General features: G+C 61.7%; 20 protein-coding genes. 10 read left to right on the top strand and 10 right to left on the bottom strand.

Translation table 11 applies throughout. The annotated features are described in order from the left end of the window. Positions 1-5 precede the first annotated feature (5 nt). The 3 genes from WM2015_RS15630 to WM2015_RS11120 form a co-directional block, all read right to left on the bottom strand. Entirely contained in the window at positions 6-596 is a 591-nt protein-coding gene (locus WM2015_RS15630; RefSeq protein WP_082169676.1) for an SEC-C metal-binding domain-containing protein, read from the bottom strand. 419 nt (positions 597-1,015) lie between these two features. After that, positions 1,016-2,197, bottom strand: a complete 1,182-nt coding sequence (locus tag WM2015_RS15885; protein ID WP_156201120.1) for a DUF6575 domain-containing protein — start codon at positions 2,195-2,197, stop codon at positions 1,016-1,018. Positions 2,198-2,943: 746 nt separating this feature from the next. After that, a complete protein-coding gene (locus tag WM2015_RS11120) occupies positions 2,944-3,732 on the bottom strand; it encodes a PhzF family phenazine biosynthesis protein (RefSeq protein WP_049726113.1) in 789 nt (262 codons plus the stop codon). Between the two features lie 55 nt (positions 3,733-3,787). Between WM2015_RS11120 and WM2015_RS11125 the strand changes: the two genes are divergently transcribed. Together WM2015_RS11125 and WM2015_RS15890 are read left to right on the top strand one after the other, a co-directional pair. Further along, positions 3,788-4,234, top strand: coding sequence for a YaiI/YqxD family protein (locus tag WM2015_RS11125; RefSeq protein WP_049726114.1), 447 nt, complete (start codon positions 3,788-3,790; stop codon positions 4,232-4,234). Further along, positions 4,197-4,457, top strand: coding sequence for a hypothetical protein (locus tag WM2015_RS15890; RefSeq protein ID WP_156201122.1), 261 nt, complete (start codon positions 4,197-4,199; stop codon positions 4,455-4,457). Before WM2015_RS11125 ends, WM2015_RS15890 begins: the two co-directional genes overlap by 38 nt. A gap of 1 nt (position 4,458) precedes the next feature. Here WM2015_RS15890 and argE read toward each other — a convergent pair whose 3' ends face one another. From argE to WM2015_RS11140, 3 genes are read right to left on the bottom strand one after another with little or no spacing between them, the layout of a single operon-like run. Continuing rightward, positions 4,459-5,631 (bottom strand): acetylornithine deacetylase, encoded by a 1,173-nt coding sequence (gene argE / locus WM2015_RS11130; RefSeq protein WP_049726115.1) that lies wholly within the window; start codon positions 5,629-5,631, stop codon positions 4,459-4,461. A gap of 37 nt (positions 5,632-5,668) precedes the next feature. After that, entirely contained in the window at positions 5,669-7,141 is a 1,473-nt protein-coding gene (locus tag WM2015_RS11135; protein ID WP_049726116.1) for a sodium:solute symporter family protein, read from the bottom strand. Continuing rightward, entirely contained in the window at positions 7,141-7,353 is a 213-nt protein-coding gene (locus WM2015_RS11140) for a hypothetical protein (protein WP_049726117.1), read from the bottom strand. Before WM2015_RS11140 ends, WM2015_RS11135 begins: the two co-directional genes overlap by 1 nt. A gap of 47 nt (positions 7,354-7,400) precedes the next feature. On the opposite strand from WM2015_RS11140, the gene WM2015_RS11145 reads away from it, so the two are divergent. Together WM2015_RS11145 and WM2015_RS11150 are read left to right on the top strand one after the other, a co-directional pair. After that, a complete protein-coding gene (locus tag WM2015_RS11145) occupies positions 7,401-8,648 on the top strand; it encodes a threonine/serine exporter family protein (protein ID WP_049726118.1) in 1,248 nt (415 codons plus the stop codon). A gap of 34 nt (positions 8,649-8,682) precedes the next feature. Beyond that, the gene (locus WM2015_RS11150; RefSeq protein ID WP_049726119.1) at positions 8,683-8,955 is read left to right on the top strand and encodes a polyhydroxyalkanoic acid system family protein; all 273 of its coding nucleotides are present in this window, start codon (positions 8,683-8,685) and stop codon (positions 8,953-8,955) included. Between the two features lie 205 nt (positions 8,956-9,160). Here WM2015_RS11150 and WM2015_RS11155 read toward each other — a convergent pair whose 3' ends face one another. Next, entirely contained in the window at positions 9,161-9,484 is a 324-nt protein-coding gene (locus WM2015_RS11155; RefSeq protein ID WP_049726120.1) for a DUF4156 domain-containing protein, read from the bottom strand. Positions 9,485-9,633: 149 nt separating this feature from the next. On the opposite strand from WM2015_RS11155, the gene WM2015_RS11160 reads away from it, so the two are divergent. From WM2015_RS11160 to WM2015_RS11185, 6 genes are all read left to right on the top strand, one after another. Continuing rightward, a complete protein-coding gene (locus WM2015_RS11160) occupies positions 9,634-10,803 on the top strand; it encodes an acetyl-CoA C-acyltransferase (RefSeq protein ID WP_049726121.1) in 1,170 nt (389 codons plus the stop codon). Positions 10,804-10,810: 7 nt separating this feature from the next. Further along, positions 10,811-11,704, top strand: coding sequence for a hydroxymethylglutaryl-CoA lyase (locus tag WM2015_RS11165; RefSeq protein WP_049726122.1), 894 nt, complete (start codon positions 10,811-10,813; stop codon positions 11,702-11,704). Positions 11,705-11,853: 149 nt separating this feature from the next. Beyond that, a complete protein-coding gene (locus WM2015_RS11170) occupies positions 11,854-12,240 on the top strand; it encodes a GxxExxY protein (RefSeq protein WP_049726123.1) in 387 nt (128 codons plus the stop codon). Between the two features lie 75 nt (positions 12,241-12,315). Beyond that, positions 12,316-13,086 carry an SDR family NAD(P)-dependent oxidoreductase gene (locus tag WM2015_RS11175; protein ID WP_049726124.1) on the top strand — a complete coding sequence of 257 codons (771 nt, stop codon included), beginning with the start codon at positions 12,316-12,318 and terminating at the stop codon, positions 13,084-13,086. Further along, positions 13,083-13,493: a hypothetical protein gene (locus tag WM2015_RS11180; RefSeq protein ID WP_156201126.1), complete on the top strand. Its 411-nt coding sequence runs from the start codon at positions 13,083-13,085 to the stop codon at positions 13,491-13,493. Before WM2015_RS11175 ends, WM2015_RS11180 begins: the two co-directional genes overlap by 4 nt. Positions 13,494-13,515: 22 nt before the next feature. Then, complete coding sequence (locus WM2015_RS11185; protein ID WP_049726126.1) at positions 13,516-14,346, top strand: mechanosensitive ion channel family protein; 831 nt, start codon at positions 13,516-13,518, stop codon at positions 14,344-14,346. Between the two features lie 84 nt (positions 14,347-14,430). Here WM2015_RS11185 and WM2015_RS11190 read toward each other — a convergent pair whose 3' ends face one another. From WM2015_RS11190 to WM2015_RS11200, 3 genes are all read right to left on the bottom strand, one after another. Continuing rightward, positions 14,431-15,240 carry an NYN domain-containing protein gene (locus tag WM2015_RS11190; RefSeq protein WP_049726127.1) on the bottom strand — a complete coding sequence of 270 codons (810 nt, stop codon included), beginning with the start codon at positions 15,238-15,240 and terminating at the stop codon, positions 14,431-14,433. Positions 15,241-15,352: 112 nt separating this feature from the next. After that, positions 15,353-15,865, bottom strand: coding sequence for an alpha/beta hydrolase (locus WM2015_RS11195; RefSeq protein ID WP_049726128.1), 513 nt, complete (start codon positions 15,863-15,865; stop codon positions 15,353-15,355). 291 nt (positions 15,866-16,156) lie between these two features. Beyond that, complete coding sequence (locus WM2015_RS11200) at positions 16,157-18,103, bottom strand: acetoacetate--CoA ligase (protein ID WP_049726129.1); 1,947 nt, start codon at positions 18,101-18,103, stop codon at positions 16,157-16,159. Between the last annotated feature and the right edge of the window lie 55 nt (positions 18,104-18,158).

Genomic DNA, 18,158 nt, shown 5'->3' on the forward strand with positions numbered 1-18,158 from the left:
TGAAGCTAAACCTGCACCCCAAAGCTCTTTCCCTTGTCTAAGTTGCGCTGAATTTCTACGGTTGCAAGAGCATTCCTCTTGGTAAGATACTCGTATGCGATCGCCCTATAAGCTAGAAGAAAGGCGGCGGAATCGTTCAACTCAAAATGATGCTGTTCAATAGGCTCAAATAAACGATTGTCGTGAACCCCACAAAAACCCATGAACGTAGAAGCATGCGCCAGGCCAATCCGGTCGGGAACGACACGGCCCTCGTTCTTAAAGATTTTCTCGAATCCTCGCTTCCCGGATATCACATGCCCACCTTCCGCTATCGCTCCAAGCCCACCCCGCCGCTGAATTGTATGGGCCCTTATCGGCCGGTTGTTGCATGTGGAGGCTCCCGCTTCAGGATGCAAACATAGGCCGCGCTGGTTTGCCACATGAAGTTCATGAATAACTTTCCCAATAGGCACTTCTTGCTGTTTGTGCCTATCCAAATGGCAAACTTTCCATTTCTTTCCTGAACCGCACCAACAGGACTCATTGCGCCCCATCTTTACCTTCGGCTCAAGCGGCGGAGGAAGACTGAATTTACCGTTAGGTAACGGAATCATTTGCAGGCACTCCTATTGATTAGCGTTAGCGACCGAGTCCAAACACCAACAGAATAGTCGAGTTGCATGAAGGGGACTGCTATTTTTCTTTGCCATTTTGCTCCCTCGAAGAAAGTCTAGCCTGGGTTCCGGAGCAAAGTCGTAGCGGGACTCCCAAGCATCCAGCGCTTCCGAACTTATTGGATGCTATGGCCATGCTCAGGAGCCTGCTCTTGCGGGCTTCTTGGCGTGGCTGAACGTCGAGGAAAGCGGAATTACGGCGCGCTTCCGCTGGAGAAACCGTCGAAAACCACTATTGTGAACACTCAAACTTACGAACCCATTCCCAGCAAGCAATCAGCTATCAGAATCCCGGCTATCCTCGTCTTGCTGCATATGTGCCGATTTTGGGAACGTGGTAATTCCACCTATAGGCACATCTACATTGGACTGAGATCCATGAGAACCCAACGCTCTCTTTCTTCGCCCGATGCAGATTGGACCTCAACCATTTTTTTTACAGTGGCGACGTACTTATCTTTCAATCTTGCATGTGAGACACGCTCGGGCACATGATCGCCCAATTTTCCGGCGTACTTCTGGTTTCCATCAAGCGTCCAGAATTCATAGGTCCGTGTTCGGATATTTAAGCCGTAAAGAATGCAAGGAACCCGCACTTCTTCAGCCATTTGTAGATCCATCATGCTGACCAATTTCAAAGCTGCGGATACTTTTTCACGCGACAATTCAACATCCGCTCGACTATCGGGCTTGGGTGACCGCCACCTCAAGTTAAGACTCGCAGATGAAGCATCTAGCTGCTCTAACAAAGCCCGGTACTTTGAAGTAACCCTCCCTTTCAACTCATGTAGCTTATTGCTAAGCAAATCCTCCTGATCTTGCGCCTGGAGAAGAAAAATGACTTCACTCATAGCTTCTCTCAGGAGAGCATCTCCAAGGATGTCTGAAAAACCGCTAGCCCTCATTGAGATTCCAAATGACCCTGCAAACGTACCTGCTACATTCAAACGCGTCTGCTGAAGAATTTCTGCGGGGATAGCGCCTCTCAATGTAGGCTCTCCTTTGCAAACTTGACCTAACGCATCCACTAGTTCTTGGAAAGCGCCAACGAAACTTGACAGATTTCTTGCAGGAATTTCGTTGTCGGCTCTGTCTGCAAGATCTAGTACAACGTTGACTGCTTCTCGGTTACCGCCTCTCGCCGCCTTATCGATGTCCGATAAATCTTCAACCTCGAGAGGAACTGAAACGACCCCCAAATCTGAATTGGACAAGGGCAGCCAGTCCCTCGGGACATCGTTGATACCCAAGGCATAGGTATCATCTTCACCATCGTTTATTGCAATCTTGAAACAATAGACAAATCCCTCCTCCGCCTGGAGGAAGGCCTGTCTTAGGTCTAACCCTTTTGAAGCGATGGCATTAAATCGGGATTTAGAGAGCGCCAGTAGCAAAAAAGTCACATGTTCAGGAGAATCCTCAACAGACATGGCCAAGTACTTCTGCCCGGTCTGATTTCGGCATAGAAATAGCCGAGGGAAATCAAAGAAGGCAAAGATCTCCTCTATCTCTAGTGCACCAAGCAGGGTCTTCTTGGGCAAGATGTTCACGTTATTGCGTCGCCTCCACGACTTGGAACAATTGCCATGGCTCTTCAACTGCCTCCGGCACCCACCATGTATAGTGCTCCTTCATCTTATTGCTTGGTGTATTCTGAATTCTTCCATGTTGTGATTCCAACTCTCCAGTTGCTATGTGCTTTTTTCGCAATGCAGGCACTAGGCGACGAAGCCGCCGACAATGATCCAAGTCTACAAACACAGAAAGACCGCATGACTGGCAAGCTTTCACACCGTAATCTTTGTTCGGACTACGTTGCTTCCAACTAAGAAAATCATTTTCGTTGGGAGGACTAGCTCCCACAAGACGGTATACTCTGCCGTTTGCAGAATCGCTCGTCTTAGGTGGGCAATCATCAGGAAAGTGATCGGGCCAAGCTTGATGCATTGAGCCTCCCTTTGCGTCAGAATTTTTCAGGCTTTGATGTGTATAACGGGCGAAGAAGTTCAAACCGTTCGAAATCGAATTAATTCGAGCCAACCTCGCCGTCAATTTGGAAGGGCGCGTGTTCCAGCCAGGAGCCGGATAAGATGTTTCACCCGACATCAAATGAATCATTCCTAGTCATGCCACCACACCGCCAACGTAAGCGAATATTGGCAGAGACGTGCGGCTGCCGTCAAATTCCGGACGGATACAGTCACAGCACCCGCCTCCAATTGCGCGCCCCACACAGCTGACAGTTTTCCGAGCCTTTTCTCAGGAATCGCAGGGCAACAGCTAATCTTCAGTCCCAATCACCCCAAATCGTCCCCCTCAAATATTCCACCGCACGCCCGGTTAAACGAACGCGATCGCCGGCCAGCTCGCAAAGCAACGTGCCCCCACGTTTCGACGCCTGACGAGCAATAAGCTCGGTCTTCCCCAACCGCTCCGCCCAATACGGCACCAACTTGCAGTGCGCCGACCCCGTCACCGGATCCTCATCCACCTGCAACTTCGGAAAAAAGCACCGACTGACAAAATCAAACGCCTTCCCCGGCGCCGTCGCCAGCACCCCCCGCCGATCCAACCGCTTCAACACCGCAAAATCCGGCTCCAACCCCCGCACCTGCTCCTCACTCTCGAACACCGCCACATAATCCGGCGCCCCCAACAAGGCCACCGGCTCCGCCCCCAGGCCCTCGACGATCTCCGGCAACATCTCCATCGGCTCAGGCTTGATCGCCGGAAAGTCCAGCGTCAGCCCCTGCTCGCCTTTCTCGACCGTCAACTCACCACTGCGACTCAGAAACCGAATGACCGGCTCCGAATACCCCAGATGCTCGAACAACACGTGCGCACTCGCCAGGGTCGCATGACCGCAGAGGTCGACCTCGGCCTCGGGCGTGAACCAGCGCAGCTGGTAGGCTTCCCCTTCCCTGACGAAGAAGGCCGTTTCCGACAGATTGTTCTCCATCGCAATCGCCTGCATCACCCCATCCGGCAGCCAGGCCTCCAGCGGCACCACGGCGGCGGGGTTGCCTTCGAAGAGGCGATCGGCAAAGGCGTCGACCTGAAAGAGCTTGAGTTCCATATCCTGCTAACCTGTCGTCGTTTTCAGCAACGATAGCAGAGGCGGCAGGGACACGATGGCCAGAATCTGGGTAGACGCAGACGCCTGTCCGGGGCCGATCAAGGAGATCCTGTTCCGCGCCGCCGAACGGACGAACACGCGCCTGACTCTGGTGGCGAATCACCCCTTGGCCACACGCCCCTCGCCGCTGATCGACGCGATCCAGGTGTCATCGGGCTTCGACGTGGCCGACTCGGAAATCGTCAAGCGCCTGTCCCCGGGCGATCTGGTCATCACCGCCGACATCCCCCTGTCCTCGGAGGCCATCGACAAGGGCGCCCTGGCCCTGAACCCCAGAGGGGAGCTCTACACCAAGGCCACCATCAAGGCGCGCCTGAGCATGCGCAACTTCATGGACTCCCTGCGCTCCGCGGGCGTCCAGACCGGTGGGCCATCGGCCTTGAGCAAAGCAGACCGAAAACGCTTTGCTGATCAACTGGATCGGTGGCTGGCGAAAAGATAGAACCTTTAGATCGCAAAGCAGCGAAGCAGCGAAGCAGGAAAGAAAAGCAAAACACTTAAAGCAAAATCTTTTGGTCGCGAAGCAGCAAAGCAGCAAAGAAAAAGACCAGGGAAGAAAGCTGTTTGGAATAAATGGCGTTTCTACTCCGCACGCGCTTCGCGCAAATTTTTTTATTTCTTGCCTTTCTTTGCTGCTTCGCTGCTTTGCGATTCAAAGATTTTGAATCACGACCGACTGAGGTAAGCAATCACGTCGTCCACCATCCGCTCGCAACGTTCCAGTTCGGCCGGGTCGATGAATTCGTTCGGCTGGTGGGCCTGGTCGATGGAGCCGGGGCCGCAGACGACGCTGCTGATGCCGGCGCGCTGGAAGCTGCCGGCTTCCGTGGCGAAGGACACGGCGCCCGAGCCGCCGTCGCGGACGCCATTCAGGCTCCGCACCCAGGTCTCGGCGCGGGCCTCCGGGTCCGGCATCAGGGGTGGCACGCGGGCGATGGGCGTGGTCTCGACGCTCGCCTCGGGGGCGAACTCACGCAGGTCCGGCAGCACTTCGGTCTCGATGAAGTCCTGCATGGCGGTGATGATTTCCTCCGGGTCCTCGTCGGGCAGGCCACGGTATTCCCACAGGAACTCGCAGTGGGCGGGCAGGATGTTGACCGCCGTGCCGCCGTCGATGCGGCCGACCTGCACCGTGGTCCAGGGCGGTTCGCAGCCCGAGTCCACGGCGGCGGCGCGCTTGCCTTCGCCGATCTGGCGCAGCTGTTCGATGATGCGCGCGGCGGCGAAGATCGCGCCGGCGCCGCGGTGCGGCTGGCTGGAATGCGCGGCCTGCCCCGTCACCACCGTGCGGAAAACGTTGATCGACTTGTGGGCCCGGACGATCTGCATCGTCGTCGGCTCGCCGATGATCGCGTAGGCCGGCTTTTCAAAGTGCGCCAGGGCATCGTCGACCATGCGGTCGATGCCCAGGCAGCCGACCTCCTCGTCGTAGGACAGGGCCAGGCAGAGGGGCTTGTTCAGGCTCGCCGGGTCGAGATCGGCCAGGCGCGAGAGGAAGACGGCGGAGAAACCCTTCATGTCCGAGCTGCCGCGACCGTAGAGGAGGCCCTCCTTCTCGGTCAACTGAAAAGGATCCGTGTGCCAGTCCTGGCCATCGACGGGCACCACGTCCGTGTGGCCGGACAGGACCACGCCGCCCGGCGCGTCCGGACCGATGACGGCGTAAAGGTTGGCCTTGGTCCCGTCCTCGTTCACCGTGCGCCGACAGCGGGCGCCAAAGGTCGACAGGTAGTCCTCGACGAAGTCGATCAGGGGCAGATTGCTGTCGCGAGACACGGTCGGGAAGGCGACCAGCTTGGCGAGCATTTCGATACTGGACAGGGCGGCGCGATCGTTCATGTCGGAAAGGGTCTGTCGTTGAGTTCCTTCTAGATTATCAGTCGGCCGTGGCCGGTGAGAGATAGGCGCGCACCTGCTCGGCAGGCTGGGCCGGGGTCAGGAGCGACACGATCACCAGCACCGGAACGTGGACCATCAGGCCCAGCAGGCCTTCGTGAATTCCGAAGGGCCGCCAGTCGGGCTGGAAGAAGAACAGCAGGGCCGTGGCCGCCCCGGCCAGGAGCCCGGCGATGGCCCCGGGCGTGGTCGCGCGCGACCAGAACAGGGCCGCGAGCACCGGCGGGGCCAGCTGGGCGATGATGCCGTAGGAAGTCAGCAGGAGCACGACCAGGGAGATGCCTTCGGCGACGGCAAAGTAATAGGCCACGCCACCGGCCGCCAGCACCAGCAAGCGGATCAGCTGCCGCTGCCGGGCTTCGTCCAAATCGACGAAGGGCCGGACGCCATCTTCGACCGCCACGGAGGCCGTGGCATGCAACAGCGCATCGCCGGTGGACATGGAGGCGGACAGGGCGCCGGCGCAGAACAGGCCGACGACGATCAGGGGCAGATCGACGTTCAGGATCAGGTACGGCAGGATGAAGTCGGGCCTCGGCAGCTCGTCGACGAAGAGCACGCCGGCAAAGCCGATCAGGAACACGGGCAGCAGGAACAGCTGGAAGGTCGGGAACCAGACCACGGTCCGCTGGATGATGCGCCCGTCGCGGGCCGTGAAGGCCTTCATGAACAGATGCGGCCACATGGTCAGGCCGATGGCGCTGATCAGGATCGCGCTGGTGTAGCCGCCCCAGGTCCAGGGCTCGCCGCCGGCGGTCAGGCCCGGCGTGGCCAGCAGCTCGGGACGCTCGGCCAGGATCGCCTCGAACATCGGCCCGATGCCACCGTAGAGGGCGTAGGGAAGGTAGAGCCCCAGGGCCCAGGCGATGACGATCATGAACACGCCCTGGAGCGTATTGGTCCAGCCGACGGCGGCGACGCCGCTGACGAGCACGTAGATCAGCACGATGCCATAGGCGATCGCCGCCCCGGCCCAGAGCGGCACATGGCCTTCCGTGACCGCCTCGACGACGATCCCGGCGCCGCGCATCTGCAGGGTGATGTAGGGAATCAGAGCCGCGACGGAAATCAGCACGATCAGCACGGACAGGAAGCGGGACGGAAAGCGCCCGGTCAGGAACTGGCCCTGGGTCACGTGTCCGAGCTGACGACCGATACGCGCGACCTTGGGCCCGACGACGTACCAGGGCACCATGCCGAGCACCCCGTAGGACAGGATGTAGAAGGCCGCCGCGCCGCGCGAATAGGCCCAGCCGGGCCCACCGAGAAAGGCGAAGGCGGAAAACACCGTCGCGCCGGTGACGAAGTACATGACCAGGAAGCCGAAGTTGCGGTCGCCCGCCACGAAACCGGTCACCGTCGCCGAGGTGCCGCGCCCGGCGCGCAGGCCCACGAACAGAGTCAGGCCCAGGTAGGCCGCGATCATCGCCGTGATGAGGACCCAGTCGGCCATCAGGACTCGCCTCCGCCCTGCTCTGCCCGATCGAGCACCAGGAGCATGATGAAGCCGAGGATGATCCAGCCGACGGGCCAGGCCAGGGACAGGGGCAGGCCGAAGACGAAGGGCTCGGCGGCGCTGAAGAAGCTCGCCACGGGCCAGGTCAGGGCCAGCAGATTGAGCACGAAAAAGACCGCCACCACGCGGCGGATCACGGGACGACGCATGGCATTTCCCTCGGTGCGCGAGGGGCCATTATGCGACACTTCCGCCCATGGACGAGCCGACCCTTCTCGACGACGAGCCGCAACCCTACGAGGCCAGCCGCCTCGGCACCCTGGTACTCAACCTGGGTCGGGCCCTGCTGCACGTCGGCTCGCCGGCGCACCGCCTGGAGGCCGCCATGCAGGTGATGGCCGACCGCCTGGGCCTGCGCGCCGAGTTCTTCTCGACCCCGACCTCCCTGATCGTGTCCCTGGGCGATGAATCGCGCCAGCAGACCTTTCTGGCCCGCTCCGACCCCGGCTCGCCCAATCTCTCGAAGCTGGCGGATCTGACCGAAGTGATGGAGGACCTGGCCGACAAGCGCATCGACCCGATCGAGGCCGACCGTCGCGTGCGCGAGATCGACGCCGCGCCCGCCCGCTTCGGCTTCTGGTGGCAGCTGTTCGGCTTCATCGCCATCGCCGGTGGCGTCACACCGCTGATCGGCGGCGGCTGGCGCGAGACGGCGCTGGCCACGGTGCTCGGCACGATCACCGGCCTGGCCGTGCTGCTGCTGGGCTCACATATGGAGCGGGCACGGCTGATCGCGCCCCTGGCCGCCACCCTGACCACTTTCCTCGGCACGCTCTGGTGCGGCTACGACGCCCAGACGGCACTCATGCCCGCCCTGATCGCCAGCATCATCGCCCTGCTTCCGGGGATGGACCTGACCACGGCCTGTCGAGAACTGTCCACGGGCCATCTCGTGTCCGGCTCGTCACGCCTGGCCTCGGCGGTGATGGTCTTTGCCCTGATCACCTTCGGCCTGGCGGTCGGCGGTCTGGCCGGTCAGGCCATCGTCGGCCCCGTCGGCCTGGTCAATCCCCAGGCCGCACCCGAATGGCTGACGCCCATCGGCCTGCTGATCGCCTGCGTCGGCCTGGTGATCCTGTTCCAGGGCCATCGCCGCGACTGGTTCTGGATGCTGCTGGCCAGCCTGATCGCCTGGGCCAGCTCCTTCATCGGCGTCTGGATCAATGCCCCGGTGATCGGCGCCTTCGCCGGCGCGCTGTTCGTCGGGCTGGCGGGCAATGTCTTCGTGCGCTTCACGGGCCGGCCCGGCTCGATCATGCACATGCCCGGGCTGATCCTGCTGGTGCCGGGCTCCATCGGCCTTCGCTCGCTGGCGACGCTCCTCGATCATGATGTGATTTCGGGCATCGAGACCGCCCTGCTGGCGGGTATGATTGCGGTGGCGCTGACCACCGGCATGATCGTCTCGAGCGTGCTGCTGCCGCCGCGCAAGAACGCGCTGTAACTCGACAAGAATTCAATATCGGGGAGATTCCAAGATGGCCATCGACGTCATCAAGACCCACGGCAAGACCCTGGAAGAGGCGCAGAAGGTCGCCGACGACCTCGCGCGGGACCTGGCCGACAAGTTCGCCGTCAACTACGGCTGGGACGGCGACACGATCGTGTTCGAGCGGATGGGCGTCCATGGCGAGATCGACGTCAATTCGGAGGTCGTGCACGTGCGGGCCCAGCTGGGCTTCCTGCTGTCCTACCTGGAGCCGGCGGTGGAAAGGGAAGTCAATCGCTATCTCGACGAGCACTTCGCCTGACTACAGGATCAAAGACAAAAGCAGAATCCTTGAATCGCGAAGCAGCGAAGCAGCAAAGAATAAAGACCAAGAAAATAGCTTTTCGAAATCAAAGGCTTTTGTCCCACGCGCGCTTCGAATCTGCGGGTCAAATCTTCTGATCTTTTACTTTTCTTTGCTGCTTCGCTGCTTTGCGATCTAAAGGTTTTTCTTTCAATCTCGAGGTTTAGTCGGCTTCGCAGCGGTAGATGCCATAGCGTCCCTTGCCCGGGCCCATTCGGCCCTCGTCCACCAGGCGATTGCCGCCAAGTTCATACGCCGAGTTGCGCGCCAGGGTCAGCAGCTCCTCCTCGATCGTGCTCGGGCTGCGCTGGACGCCTGCGACCCGGTCGCGGACCGAGACCGTGGTCTCACCCAGGCGCTCGCAGTGGTGCACCTGATGGCGCTCCACGAGCCGAATCCGGTACGAGCCGGGTTCAGGCTGAACCCAGACGCAGCCGGCCAGCGCGGCAATCGTCAGCAACACGGTAAGCAGTCGAATCGGGGTCATGGGGGCATGCGCCTCGGCAGGAGTCCGATTGCTTCGACGCTGCCGCGCGAGCGCAGTTCCGTCCCGTCCTGTGCGCATCTGCACGAAAGCGAGGCCAACCTGCGATAATGGGCGGTCTTGTTCAACCGTATCGACTACGAGGACCCCTCATGAGCGACGCCATCGTCATCGTTTCCGCCCGCCGCACGGCCATCGGCTCCTTCCAGGGCCAGTTTGCCCCGGTCAAGTCGCCGGCGCTGGGCTCGGCCGCCATCCGCGCCGCCCTGGCCGATTCGGGCGTCGCCCCGGAGGCGGTCTCCGAAGTGATCATGGGCTGCGTGCTGCCCGCCGGCACGGGCCAGGCCCCGGCGCGCCAGGCCGCACTCGGCGCCGAGCTGCCGACCTCGGCCGGCTGCACCACCATCAACAAGGTCTGCGGCTCGGGCATGAAGGCCGTGATGCAGGGCCATGACGCGATCCTGGCCGGCTCGGCCGACGTCGTCGTGGCCGGCGGCATGGAATCGATGACCAACGCTCCCTACCTGATGGACCGCGGCCTGCGCATGGGCCACGTCCAGGCCCTGGACCACATGTTCTTCGACGGTCTGCAGAACCCCTACGACGGCCAGATGATGGGCCAGTTCGGCGAACAGTGCGTGGCCAGGTACGGTTTCACCCGCGAGGAGCAGGACGCCTTTTCGAAGGCCTCCGTCGAGCGCGCCATGGACGCCTTGAATTCCGGCGCCTTCGAAGCCGAGATCGCGCCGGTGACCGTGCGTACCCGCAAGGGCGAGGTGGAAATCAGGACCGACGAAGAGCCGCCGCGCTGCAACGTCGAGAAGATGCCCGGCCTGCGCCCGGCCTTTGCCAAGGACGGCACGATCACGGCCGCCAGCTCGTCGAAGATCTCCGACGGTGCGGCCGCCATGGTGCTGATGCGGGAAAGCGCGGCCATCGAGCAGGGTCTGAAGCCCCTGGCACGCATCGTCGCCCACGCCACCCACAGCCAGGAGCCGGAGTGGTTCACCACGGCCCCGGTCGGTGCCATGCAGAAGGTGCTGGACAAGGCCGGCTGGAGTGCCGATCAGGTCGATCTGTTCGAGATCAACGAAGCCTTCGCCACGGTCACCATGGCCGCGATGAAGGAGCTGGACCTGCCGCACGAGAAGGTCAATGTGCACGGCGGCGCCTGCGCCCTGGGTCACCCGATCGGCGCCAGCGGTGCGCGCATCCTCGTCACCCTGATCCATGCCCTGAAGGCGCGCGGCGGCGGCCGCGGCGTAGCCAGCCTCTGCATCGGCGGCGGGGAAGCCACGGCGATCGCCATCGAGTCGGTCTGAGCACGCCATGACGGACCGGGTCAGCATCGTCGAGGTCGGGCCGCGCGACGGCCTGCAGAACGAGCCCTACACCATTCCGACCGAGGTCAAGGTCGAGCTCATCGACCGTCTGTCGGCGACGGGCCTGCCGGTGATCGAAGCCACCAGCTTCGTCAGCGCGCCGGCCATCCCGCAGCTGGCTGACGCCGAGGACGTGTATTCGCGCATCGAACGACGGGCCGGGGTTCGCTACCCGGTCCTGGTGCCGAATCTGAAGGGCTACGAGCGCGCCCGCGCCGTCGGTGCCGAGGAGATCGCGGTGTTCACCGCGGCCTCCGAGGCCTTCAACCAGAAGAACATCAACTGCTCGATCGCCGAGTCCATGGAACGATTCAAGCCCGTGGTCGAACGCGCCCGGGCCGACGGTGTCCGTGTTCGCGGTTATGTCTCCACGGTCCTGGGTTGCCCCTACCAGGGCGAGGTGCCGGTGTCGGAAGTGGTGCGCGTGGCCGAGGCCCTCGATCAGGCCGGCTGCGCCGAGATCTCCCTCGGCGACACGATCGGCGTCGGTACGCCGGCCAAGGCGCGGGCGGTGATCGAAACGGTGGCGAAATCGATCCCCGTCGAGCGTCTGGCCGTGCATTTCCACGACACCTACGGTCAGGCCCTGGCCAATATCCACGCCTGCATCGAAGCCGGCATACGCACCGTCGACTCGTCAGTCGCCGGCCTCGGCGGCTGCCCCTACGCGCGCGGCGCGACGGGCAACGTGGCCACGGAAGACGTGGTCTACATGCTGCAGGGCTTGGGCCTGGACTGCGGCGTGGACCTGAAGGCCCTGGCCCAGGTCGGCGACTGGATCGCCGGCGAACTCGGCCGACCGAGATCTCGCACTGGCCAGGCCATTTTGAAAAGAAACTAGAGGCGAAAATCTTTAAATCGCAAAGCAGCTAAGCAGCGAAGAAAGGACACGAAAAGAAAAATCTTTGAATCGCGAAGCAGCGAAGCAGCAAAGAAAAGACACAAGCTTTGGAACGCGAAGACGCTAAGACGCGAAGCAGCTAAGAAAGGATGGAAAGAGAAGCGCTTGAGGAAATTGCCCGCGCTACCGTTGATGCAGCCATAAAGGTGCATACTGCTTTGGGTCCCGGGCTGCTTGAATCAGCCTATCAGGCGTGTTTGAAGATCGAGATGGAAAGACGCGGACATCGCGTTTCGACGGAAGTCATGCTTCCGATCCATTACGACGGGCACCAGATAGAGAAGGCGTTTCGAATCGACATGCTCATCGACGATGCGTTGATTGTCGAGAACAAGGTGAGCCAGAACCCGAACACCGTTCACGAAGCTCAGCTTTTCACCTATCTGAAATTATCGGATCTGAGACTGGGTTTACTGATCAATTGGAACCACAGGCTGCTGAAGCACGGCATCAAACGTGTCGTACATCGACTCTGAACTTGTTGCCCTTTTCTTTGCTGCTTTGCTGCTTTGCGATCAAAAAGGTTTTGAATCTAAGGAGAAATTAACTCGATGAACCTGACCAACATCAAGGCCGTGATTACTGGCGGCGTTTCCGGTCTCGGTTTTGCCGTGGCCCAGAAGTTCGTGGCAGAGGGCGGCAAGGTGGCCCTGCTGGACGTCAACGCCGACAAGGCGCAGGCTGCCGTCGATGAACTGGGGGCTGACAAGGCCCGCTTCTTCCAGGTCGACGTGACCAGCGAAAGCGATGTGATCGACGTCGTCGGCCAGGCCCACGACTGGATGGGTGGCCTGAACGTCGCCATGAACTGCGCCGGCATTCTCGGTGCGGGCCGCGTGCTGGGGCGCGAAGCGCCGATGCCCCTGGACACCTTCTCTAAGACCGTCATGGTCAACCTGGTCGGCAGCTTCAACGTCGCCAAGGCGGCCGCGGATCGGATGCAGCACAACGAGCCGGGCGAGGACAACGAGCGCGGGGTGATCATCAATACCGCCTCCGTCGCCGCCTTCGAAGGCCAGATCGGCCAGGCCGCCTACTCGGCCTCGAAGGGCGGCGTGGTCGGCATGACCCTGCCGATGGCGCGCGAATTCACCCGCATCGGCGTGCGCGTGATGACCATCGCTCCTGGGGTGTTCCACACGCCGATGGTCGACATCATGCCCGAGCAGGTCCAGCAGGCCCTGGGCGAGTCGATTCCCTTCCCCAAACGCCTGGGGCACGGGTCGGAGTTCGCGGACCTGGCCGCGCACATCGTCGAAAACCGCTACTTCAACGGCACCACGATCCGCCTCGATGGCGCCGTCCGCCTGGAGCCGAAATGATGGAGACCTTCGCCGCCATCGAGGACTACCTCCGCCAGTACTACGAGGTCGTGCACGACGAGCCCTTCATGCTCGGCCTGGAAGTGCCGGTCGGTGATTCCGGACGTCGCCAGAGCGTGTTCGTGGCCGAACTCAAGAGCCAGGAAGGCAAGCGCTTCCTGCGCTTCGAGACCACCGTCGCCCCGCTGGCCGACCACGATCCGGTCAAGTGCCTGCGCGTCAACCTGATGCTGCGCACCGGCTATCTCGCCGTCGGCGACCTGGAAGGCCTGCCCTTCCTCAAGCTCTGCGAGAACCTGCCCTACAGCGCCGTTGACGGCCATATGTTGGACTATGTCATCGAACAGGTCGCCGAACTCGGCGACAAGATCGAAGTCACCCTGAACAAGGGTGGCGACTGGTTCTGAACTCATTCGAACGGAGACCCTGATGGACGCACTCAAGACCTGGTTCGCCAATCTCGACACCGCTGACATCCTGGCCCTGGCCTGGCAGGTCATCGGCGCCCTGCTGATCTTCATCATCGGGCGCTGGGTGGCCAAGGCCCTGGTCAAGGTCCTGCGCCGCGCGATGGCGAAGCGCCAGATCGATCAGCTGCTGGTCAACTTCCTGGCCAATATCCTGTACGTCTTCCTGCTCCTGTCGGTGGTCCTGATCTCGATCGGATACCTCGGCATCGCGGTGACGCCGCTGATCGCCGTGCTCGGTGGCGCGGCCCTGGCCGTCGGCCTGGCCCTGCAGAGTTCGCTCAGCAACTTCGCTTCGGGCCTGATGCTGGTCGGCTTCCGACCCTTCACCACCGGCCACTTCGTCGAGGCCGGCGGGGTCTCAGGGACGGTCAAGAACGTCGGCATCTTCCAGACCGAGCTGACCACGCCGGACAACCGCCACATCATCGTCCCGAACAGCGAGATCACCAGCGCTCCGATCACCAACTACTCGGCCTTCGACACGCGCCGCATCGATATGATCATCGGCGTGTCCTACGACGACGATCTGAAGAAGGCGCGCGAAGTGATCGAGAGGGTGGTGACGGCGCACGAGAAGGTGCTGAAGGACCCGGCGCCGGTGTTCCTGTTGATGGACCTGGCCGATTCCAGCGTCAACTTCGCCGTCCGTCCCTGGGTGGCCACGGCCGATTACTGGGTGGTGCGCAGCGAGCTGCTGGAATCCCTCAAGGTGGAACTGGAAGCCGCCGGCTGCTCCATCCCCTACCCGCAGCGAGATGTGCACCTCTTCCAGTCCGGCAGCGCCGACTGAGGCGAACTCGGATCAGGCCGCTGTGGCCTGGAAACTCTGAATCAGGGCCGGTCTCCCATGACCGGCCTTTTTTTGTGCCGGCCCTCAGTCGTCGGACTTGTAGGACTTGATGATGTAGCCGCCGGACTTCTCGTCGTGCTGCAGTTCCAGCAAGCCGGCCTTCTGCGCTTCCTGGAGCAGATGGTTGAAGCTCTTGAAGCCATGGTAGGACTCGCTGAAGCCAGGCTTGCGGCGCTTCAGTGCCTGCTTGACCATGGACCCCCAGACCTTCTCTTCCGCATCCCGGTCGGAGAACAGATCCTCGGTCGTCTCCAGCACCAGATCGAAGGCCTCCTGCTGCTTCTCGTCGACCGCGGGCTTGGCCGCCGCCTTCTTCGAGGCCTTCTTCTTCGCGGCCTTCTTCTTGGCCGGCTTCTTCGGCTTGCGGATCAGGTCGTCGTAGAAGATGAACTCATCGCAGTTGGACATCAGCAGGTCCGAGGTCGAACTCTTGACCCCGACGCCGATCACCGTCTTGTTGTTCTCCCGAAGCTTCGAGACCAGCGGCGAGAAATCGGAATCGCCCGAGATCACCACGAAGGTGTCCACATGGCCTTTCGTATAGCAGAGGTCGAGCGCATCGACCACCATGCGGATGTCCGCCGAATTCTTGCCCGACATGCGAACGTGGGGGATATCGATCAGCTCGAAGGCCGCTTCATGCATGGCCGCCTTGAACTCGCGATACCGGCCCCAGTCGCAGTAGGCCTTGCGCACGACGATATTGCCCTTCAGGAGCAGGCGCTCGAGCACCTTCTGGATGTCGAAGGCGTCGTAGCGGGCGTCGCGAACGCCGAGGGCGACGTTCTCGAAGTCGCAGAACAGGGCCAGATTGCGGGTGGGGATGTTGCTCATGAAGCATCCGTGAAATGGGAATGTCGCTAGGGTACACCAGCCGAGGCTCACCGATCAGGGCAGACGGGGATTGCCTCGGCGCATCAAGCTCCGGGACTGACCGAAGCGGCAATCAGCTCAAGGTCGAGAGAAAGTCGTTCAGCCAGCCCTGAATCGAGATCAACGCGTCCTCGAGACGGTGGTCCGCGTCGATCAGATAGAGGTCGGCGCGGGTCTGCTCGGCAAACTTCACACTCCCCTGCCAGGGGCAGATATCGTCTCGCCAGCCATGAACCACGGTGATCCGATCGCAGCGCGGCGCATAGGACTCACGCACCACGCCACCGGGCATCCGATCTTCCATGAACAGGGCCGGCGCCATCAGGAACAGGCCGGCCACCGGCACGACCTCGGCCGCCGCCAGGGACACCAGACCGCCCAGGGACGAACCGACCAGGACCGGCGCCTCGTCCAACTCTGAAATGCGGGCTTTCAAACGCTCTACCCGCCCGAAGGGATCATCCTGCAGATCCGTGTAGTCGATCGCTTCGACAGAACATCCGATCCGTTCGGCCACCGGCGCCAGCACCTGGATCTTGCGGCTCTGCGGACTGGACAGATGGCCGTGGGAGAAAATCACGCGCATTTTGAAAACCTTTTGGTCGCAAAGCAACGAAGACCAAGAATCTTTTGGTCGCAAAGCAGCGAAGCAGCAAAGAAAAGCAATAATCTTTTAAACGCCAAGGCGCGAAGACGCTAAGGCAAAAAAGCGGATTAACAGCTCATTGGTTTTCGCTTTCCCTGGCGTCTTAACGTTACCAGAAGTTTTATTCCTTTTATTTTTTCCTTTCCTTGGCTGCTTAGCTGCTTCGCGTTCTAAAGATTTTCCGTCTTTGCTGCTTCGCTGCTTTGCGTTTCAAAGATTCCGCCCTTGACCTTAACCCAACTCCTCCCGACCCTTGAAATGCTCCAGGGCCTCGGGGTTGGCCAGGGCCGAGGTGTTCTTGACCGGCCGGCCATGGATCACGTCTCTGACCGCCAGTTCGGTGATCTTTCCGGACACGGTTCGGGGAATGTCCGGCACCGCGAGGATCACCGCCGGCACGTGGCGGGGGGTGGCATTGGCGCGGATGGTCCTGCGGATTCGATCGCGCAGCTCATCGTCCAGCTCGACACCCTCCCGCAGCCGAACGAACAGCACGACGCGCACGTCACCCTCGTAATCCTGACCGACGCAGATCGACTCGATGACCTCATCGAGTTTCTCGACCTGGCGGTAGATTTCCGCGGTCCCGATGCGCACGCCACCGGGATTCAGCGTGGCGTCCGAGCGCCCGTAGATCACCAGACCACCGCGTGGCGTCAGTCGCGCGTAGTCACCATGGCTCCAGATGCCCGGGTGGGTCTCGAAGTAGGCGGCGCGGTAGCGCGAACCGTCCTCGTCCTTCCAGAAGCCGACGGGCATGCAGGGAAATGGCTGGGAGCAGGTCAGCTCGCCGGTCTCGTCGACCACGACCTCGCCATCGTCGTTGCGGATCTCGACCTTCAACCCCAAGCCCCGGCACTGCAGTTCGCCCTTGTAGACCGGCAGGATGGGGTTGCCGAGAGCGAAGCAGGACACGATGTCCGTGCCACCGGAGATGGAACTCAGCTGCACGTCCGACTTGATGTCGCGATAGACGTAGTCAAAGGACTCGGGTAGCAGCGGCGATCCCGTCGACAGGATGGCCTTGAGGGCATCGAGCCTGTGGGTCTCGCGCGGTTTGATGCCGGCCTTGTCGCAGGCCGCGATCCACTTCGCGCTGGTCCCGAACACCGACACGCGGGCCTCGTCGGCCAGATCCCAGAGCACATTGCCGTCCGGAGCGAAGGGCGAGCCGTCGAACAGCACGATGGTCGAGCCGACGGCCAGGCCGGAGACCAGCCAGTTCCACATCATCCAGCCGCAGGTCGTGAAGTAAAACAGGCGATCGTCCCGGTGCAGGTCCGTGTGCAGCATCAGCTCCTTCAGATGCTGCAAGAGCGTCCCGCCCTGCCCGTGCACGATGCACTTGGGCACGCCCGTGGTGCCCGAGGAATAGAGGATATAGAGCGGGTGATCGAAGGGCAGCTGGGCAAATTCGATCTCGCGGGCAGAAGCATCACGAAACTCGTCCCACAGGATGGCCTTGGGCAGGCCGCCGAGATCCACGGCCTCGGCCACGTAGGGCGTGACCACGATGCGCTCGATCGAAGGCATCTTCTCGGCCAGCTCACGGACCCGCGCCAGGCAGTCGAAGGTCTTGCCGTTGTAGCGGTAGGCGGCCGCGCAGAACAGCACCTTGGGCTCGATCTGACCGAAGCGATCGAGCACGCCCTGGACGCCGAAGTCCGGCGAGCAGGACGACCAGACCGCGCCGATCGAGCTGGCCGCCAGCATGGCGATCACGGTCTCGGGAAGGTTCGGCAGGTAGCCGGCGACGCGATCGCCCTCCCCGACGCCCATCGCGCGCAGCGCCGATGCCACTTCCGCCACCCGCCGATACAGTTCGGCGTGGCTGATCTGGCCGTGGATGCCGTCTTCGCCGGCGTGGATGATTGCCGGACGGTCGTCGCGATGCTTCAGGAGATTCTCGGCAAAGTTCAATCGAGCCTCCGGAAAGAAGCGCGTGCCCGGCATCGCCGGCCAGGCTTCGGTCACGCGCTGACCGCGTTGCTCCGCCACCACCGAGCCGAACTCCCACATCGCCGTCCAGAAGGCCTCGGGCTGGTCGATGGAGAAGCGGTAGAGCGACGCCCAGTCGCGAACGCCGGGATCGAGCTGCTGCCCGATCACCTGAATGAAGCGGGCCATGTGCGTGGCGGCCGCGCGTTCCGGGGCCGGTGTCCAGAGGGGTTCGGTCATGGTCGAAGCGATGCCGTCGGGCGCAATTGGAACAGCCGGCAAGGGTAACCAATCC

The sequence above is a fragment of the Wenzhouxiangella marina genome (assembly GCF_001187785.1).
In the GTDB taxonomy this organism is placed as follows: Bacteria; Pseudomonadota; Gammaproteobacteria; order Xanthomonadales; family Wenzhouxiangellaceae; genus Wenzhouxiangella; species Wenzhouxiangella marina.

Coding starts and splice junctions, on each gene's coding strand:
- WM2015_RS11180 (WP_156201126.1), top strand. CDS start 13,083: ATGATGGAGACCTTCGCCGCCATCGAGGACTACCTCCGCCAGTACTAC.
- WM2015_RS11175 (WP_049726124.1), top strand. CDS start 12,316: ATGAACCTGACCAACATCAAGGCCGTGATTACTGGCGGCGTTTCCGGT.
- WM2015_RS11150 (WP_049726119.1), top strand. CDS start 8,683: ATGGCCATCGACGTCATCAAGACCCACGGCAAGACCCTGGAAGAGGCG.
- WM2015_RS11125 (WP_049726114.1), top strand. CDS start 3,788: ATGGCCAGAATCTGGGTAGACGCAGACGCCTGTCCGGGGCCGATCAAG.
- WM2015_RS11165 (WP_049726122.1), top strand. CDS start 10,811: ATGACGGACCGGGTCAGCATCGTCGAGGTCGGGCCGCGCGACGGCCTG.
- WM2015_RS11195 (WP_049726128.1), bottom strand. CDS start 15,865: ATGCGCGTGATTTTCTCCCACGGCCATCTGTCCAGTCCGCAGAGCCGC.
- WM2015_RS11170 (WP_049726123.1), top strand. CDS start 11,854: ATGGAAAGAGAAGCGCTTGAGGAAATTGCCCGCGCTACCGTTGATGCA.
- WM2015_RS15630 (WP_082169676.1), bottom strand. CDS start 596: ATGATTCCGTTACCTAACGGTAAATTCAGTCTTCCTCCGCCGCTTGAG.
- argE (WP_049726115.1), bottom strand. CDS start 5,631: ATGAACGATCGCGCCGCCCTGTCCAGTATCGAAATGCTCGCCAAGCTG.
- WM2015_RS11120 (WP_049726113.1), bottom strand. CDS start 3,732: ATGGAACTCAAGCTCTTTCAGGTCGACGCCTTTGCCGATCGCCTCTTC.
- WM2015_RS11140 (WP_049726117.1), bottom strand. CDS start 7,353: ATGCGTCGTCCCGTGATCCGCCGCGTGGTGGCGGTCTTTTTCGTGCTC.
- WM2015_RS11200 (WP_049726129.1), bottom strand. CDS start 18,103: ATGACCGAACCCCTCTGGACACCGGCCCCGGAACGCGCGGCCGCCACG.
- WM2015_RS11155 (WP_049726120.1), bottom strand. CDS start 9,484: ATGACCCCGATTCGACTGCTTACCGTGTTGCTGACGATTGCCGCGCTG.
- WM2015_RS11135 (WP_049726116.1), bottom strand. CDS start 7,141: ATGGCCGACTGGGTCCTCATCACGGCGATGATCGCGGCCTACCTGGGC.
- WM2015_RS11185 (WP_049726126.1), top strand. CDS start 13,516: ATGGACGCACTCAAGACCTGGTTCGCCAATCTCGACACCGCTGACATC.
- WM2015_RS11160 (WP_049726121.1), top strand. CDS start 9,634: ATGAGCGACGCCATCGTCATCGTTTCCGCCCGCCGCACGGCCATCGGC.
- WM2015_RS11190 (WP_049726127.1), bottom strand. CDS start 15,240: ATGAGCAACATCCCCACCCGCAATCTGGCCCTGTTCTGCGACTTCGAG.
- WM2015_RS11145 (WP_049726118.1), top strand. CDS start 7,401: ATGGACGAGCCGACCCTTCTCGACGACGAGCCGCAACCCTACGAGGCC.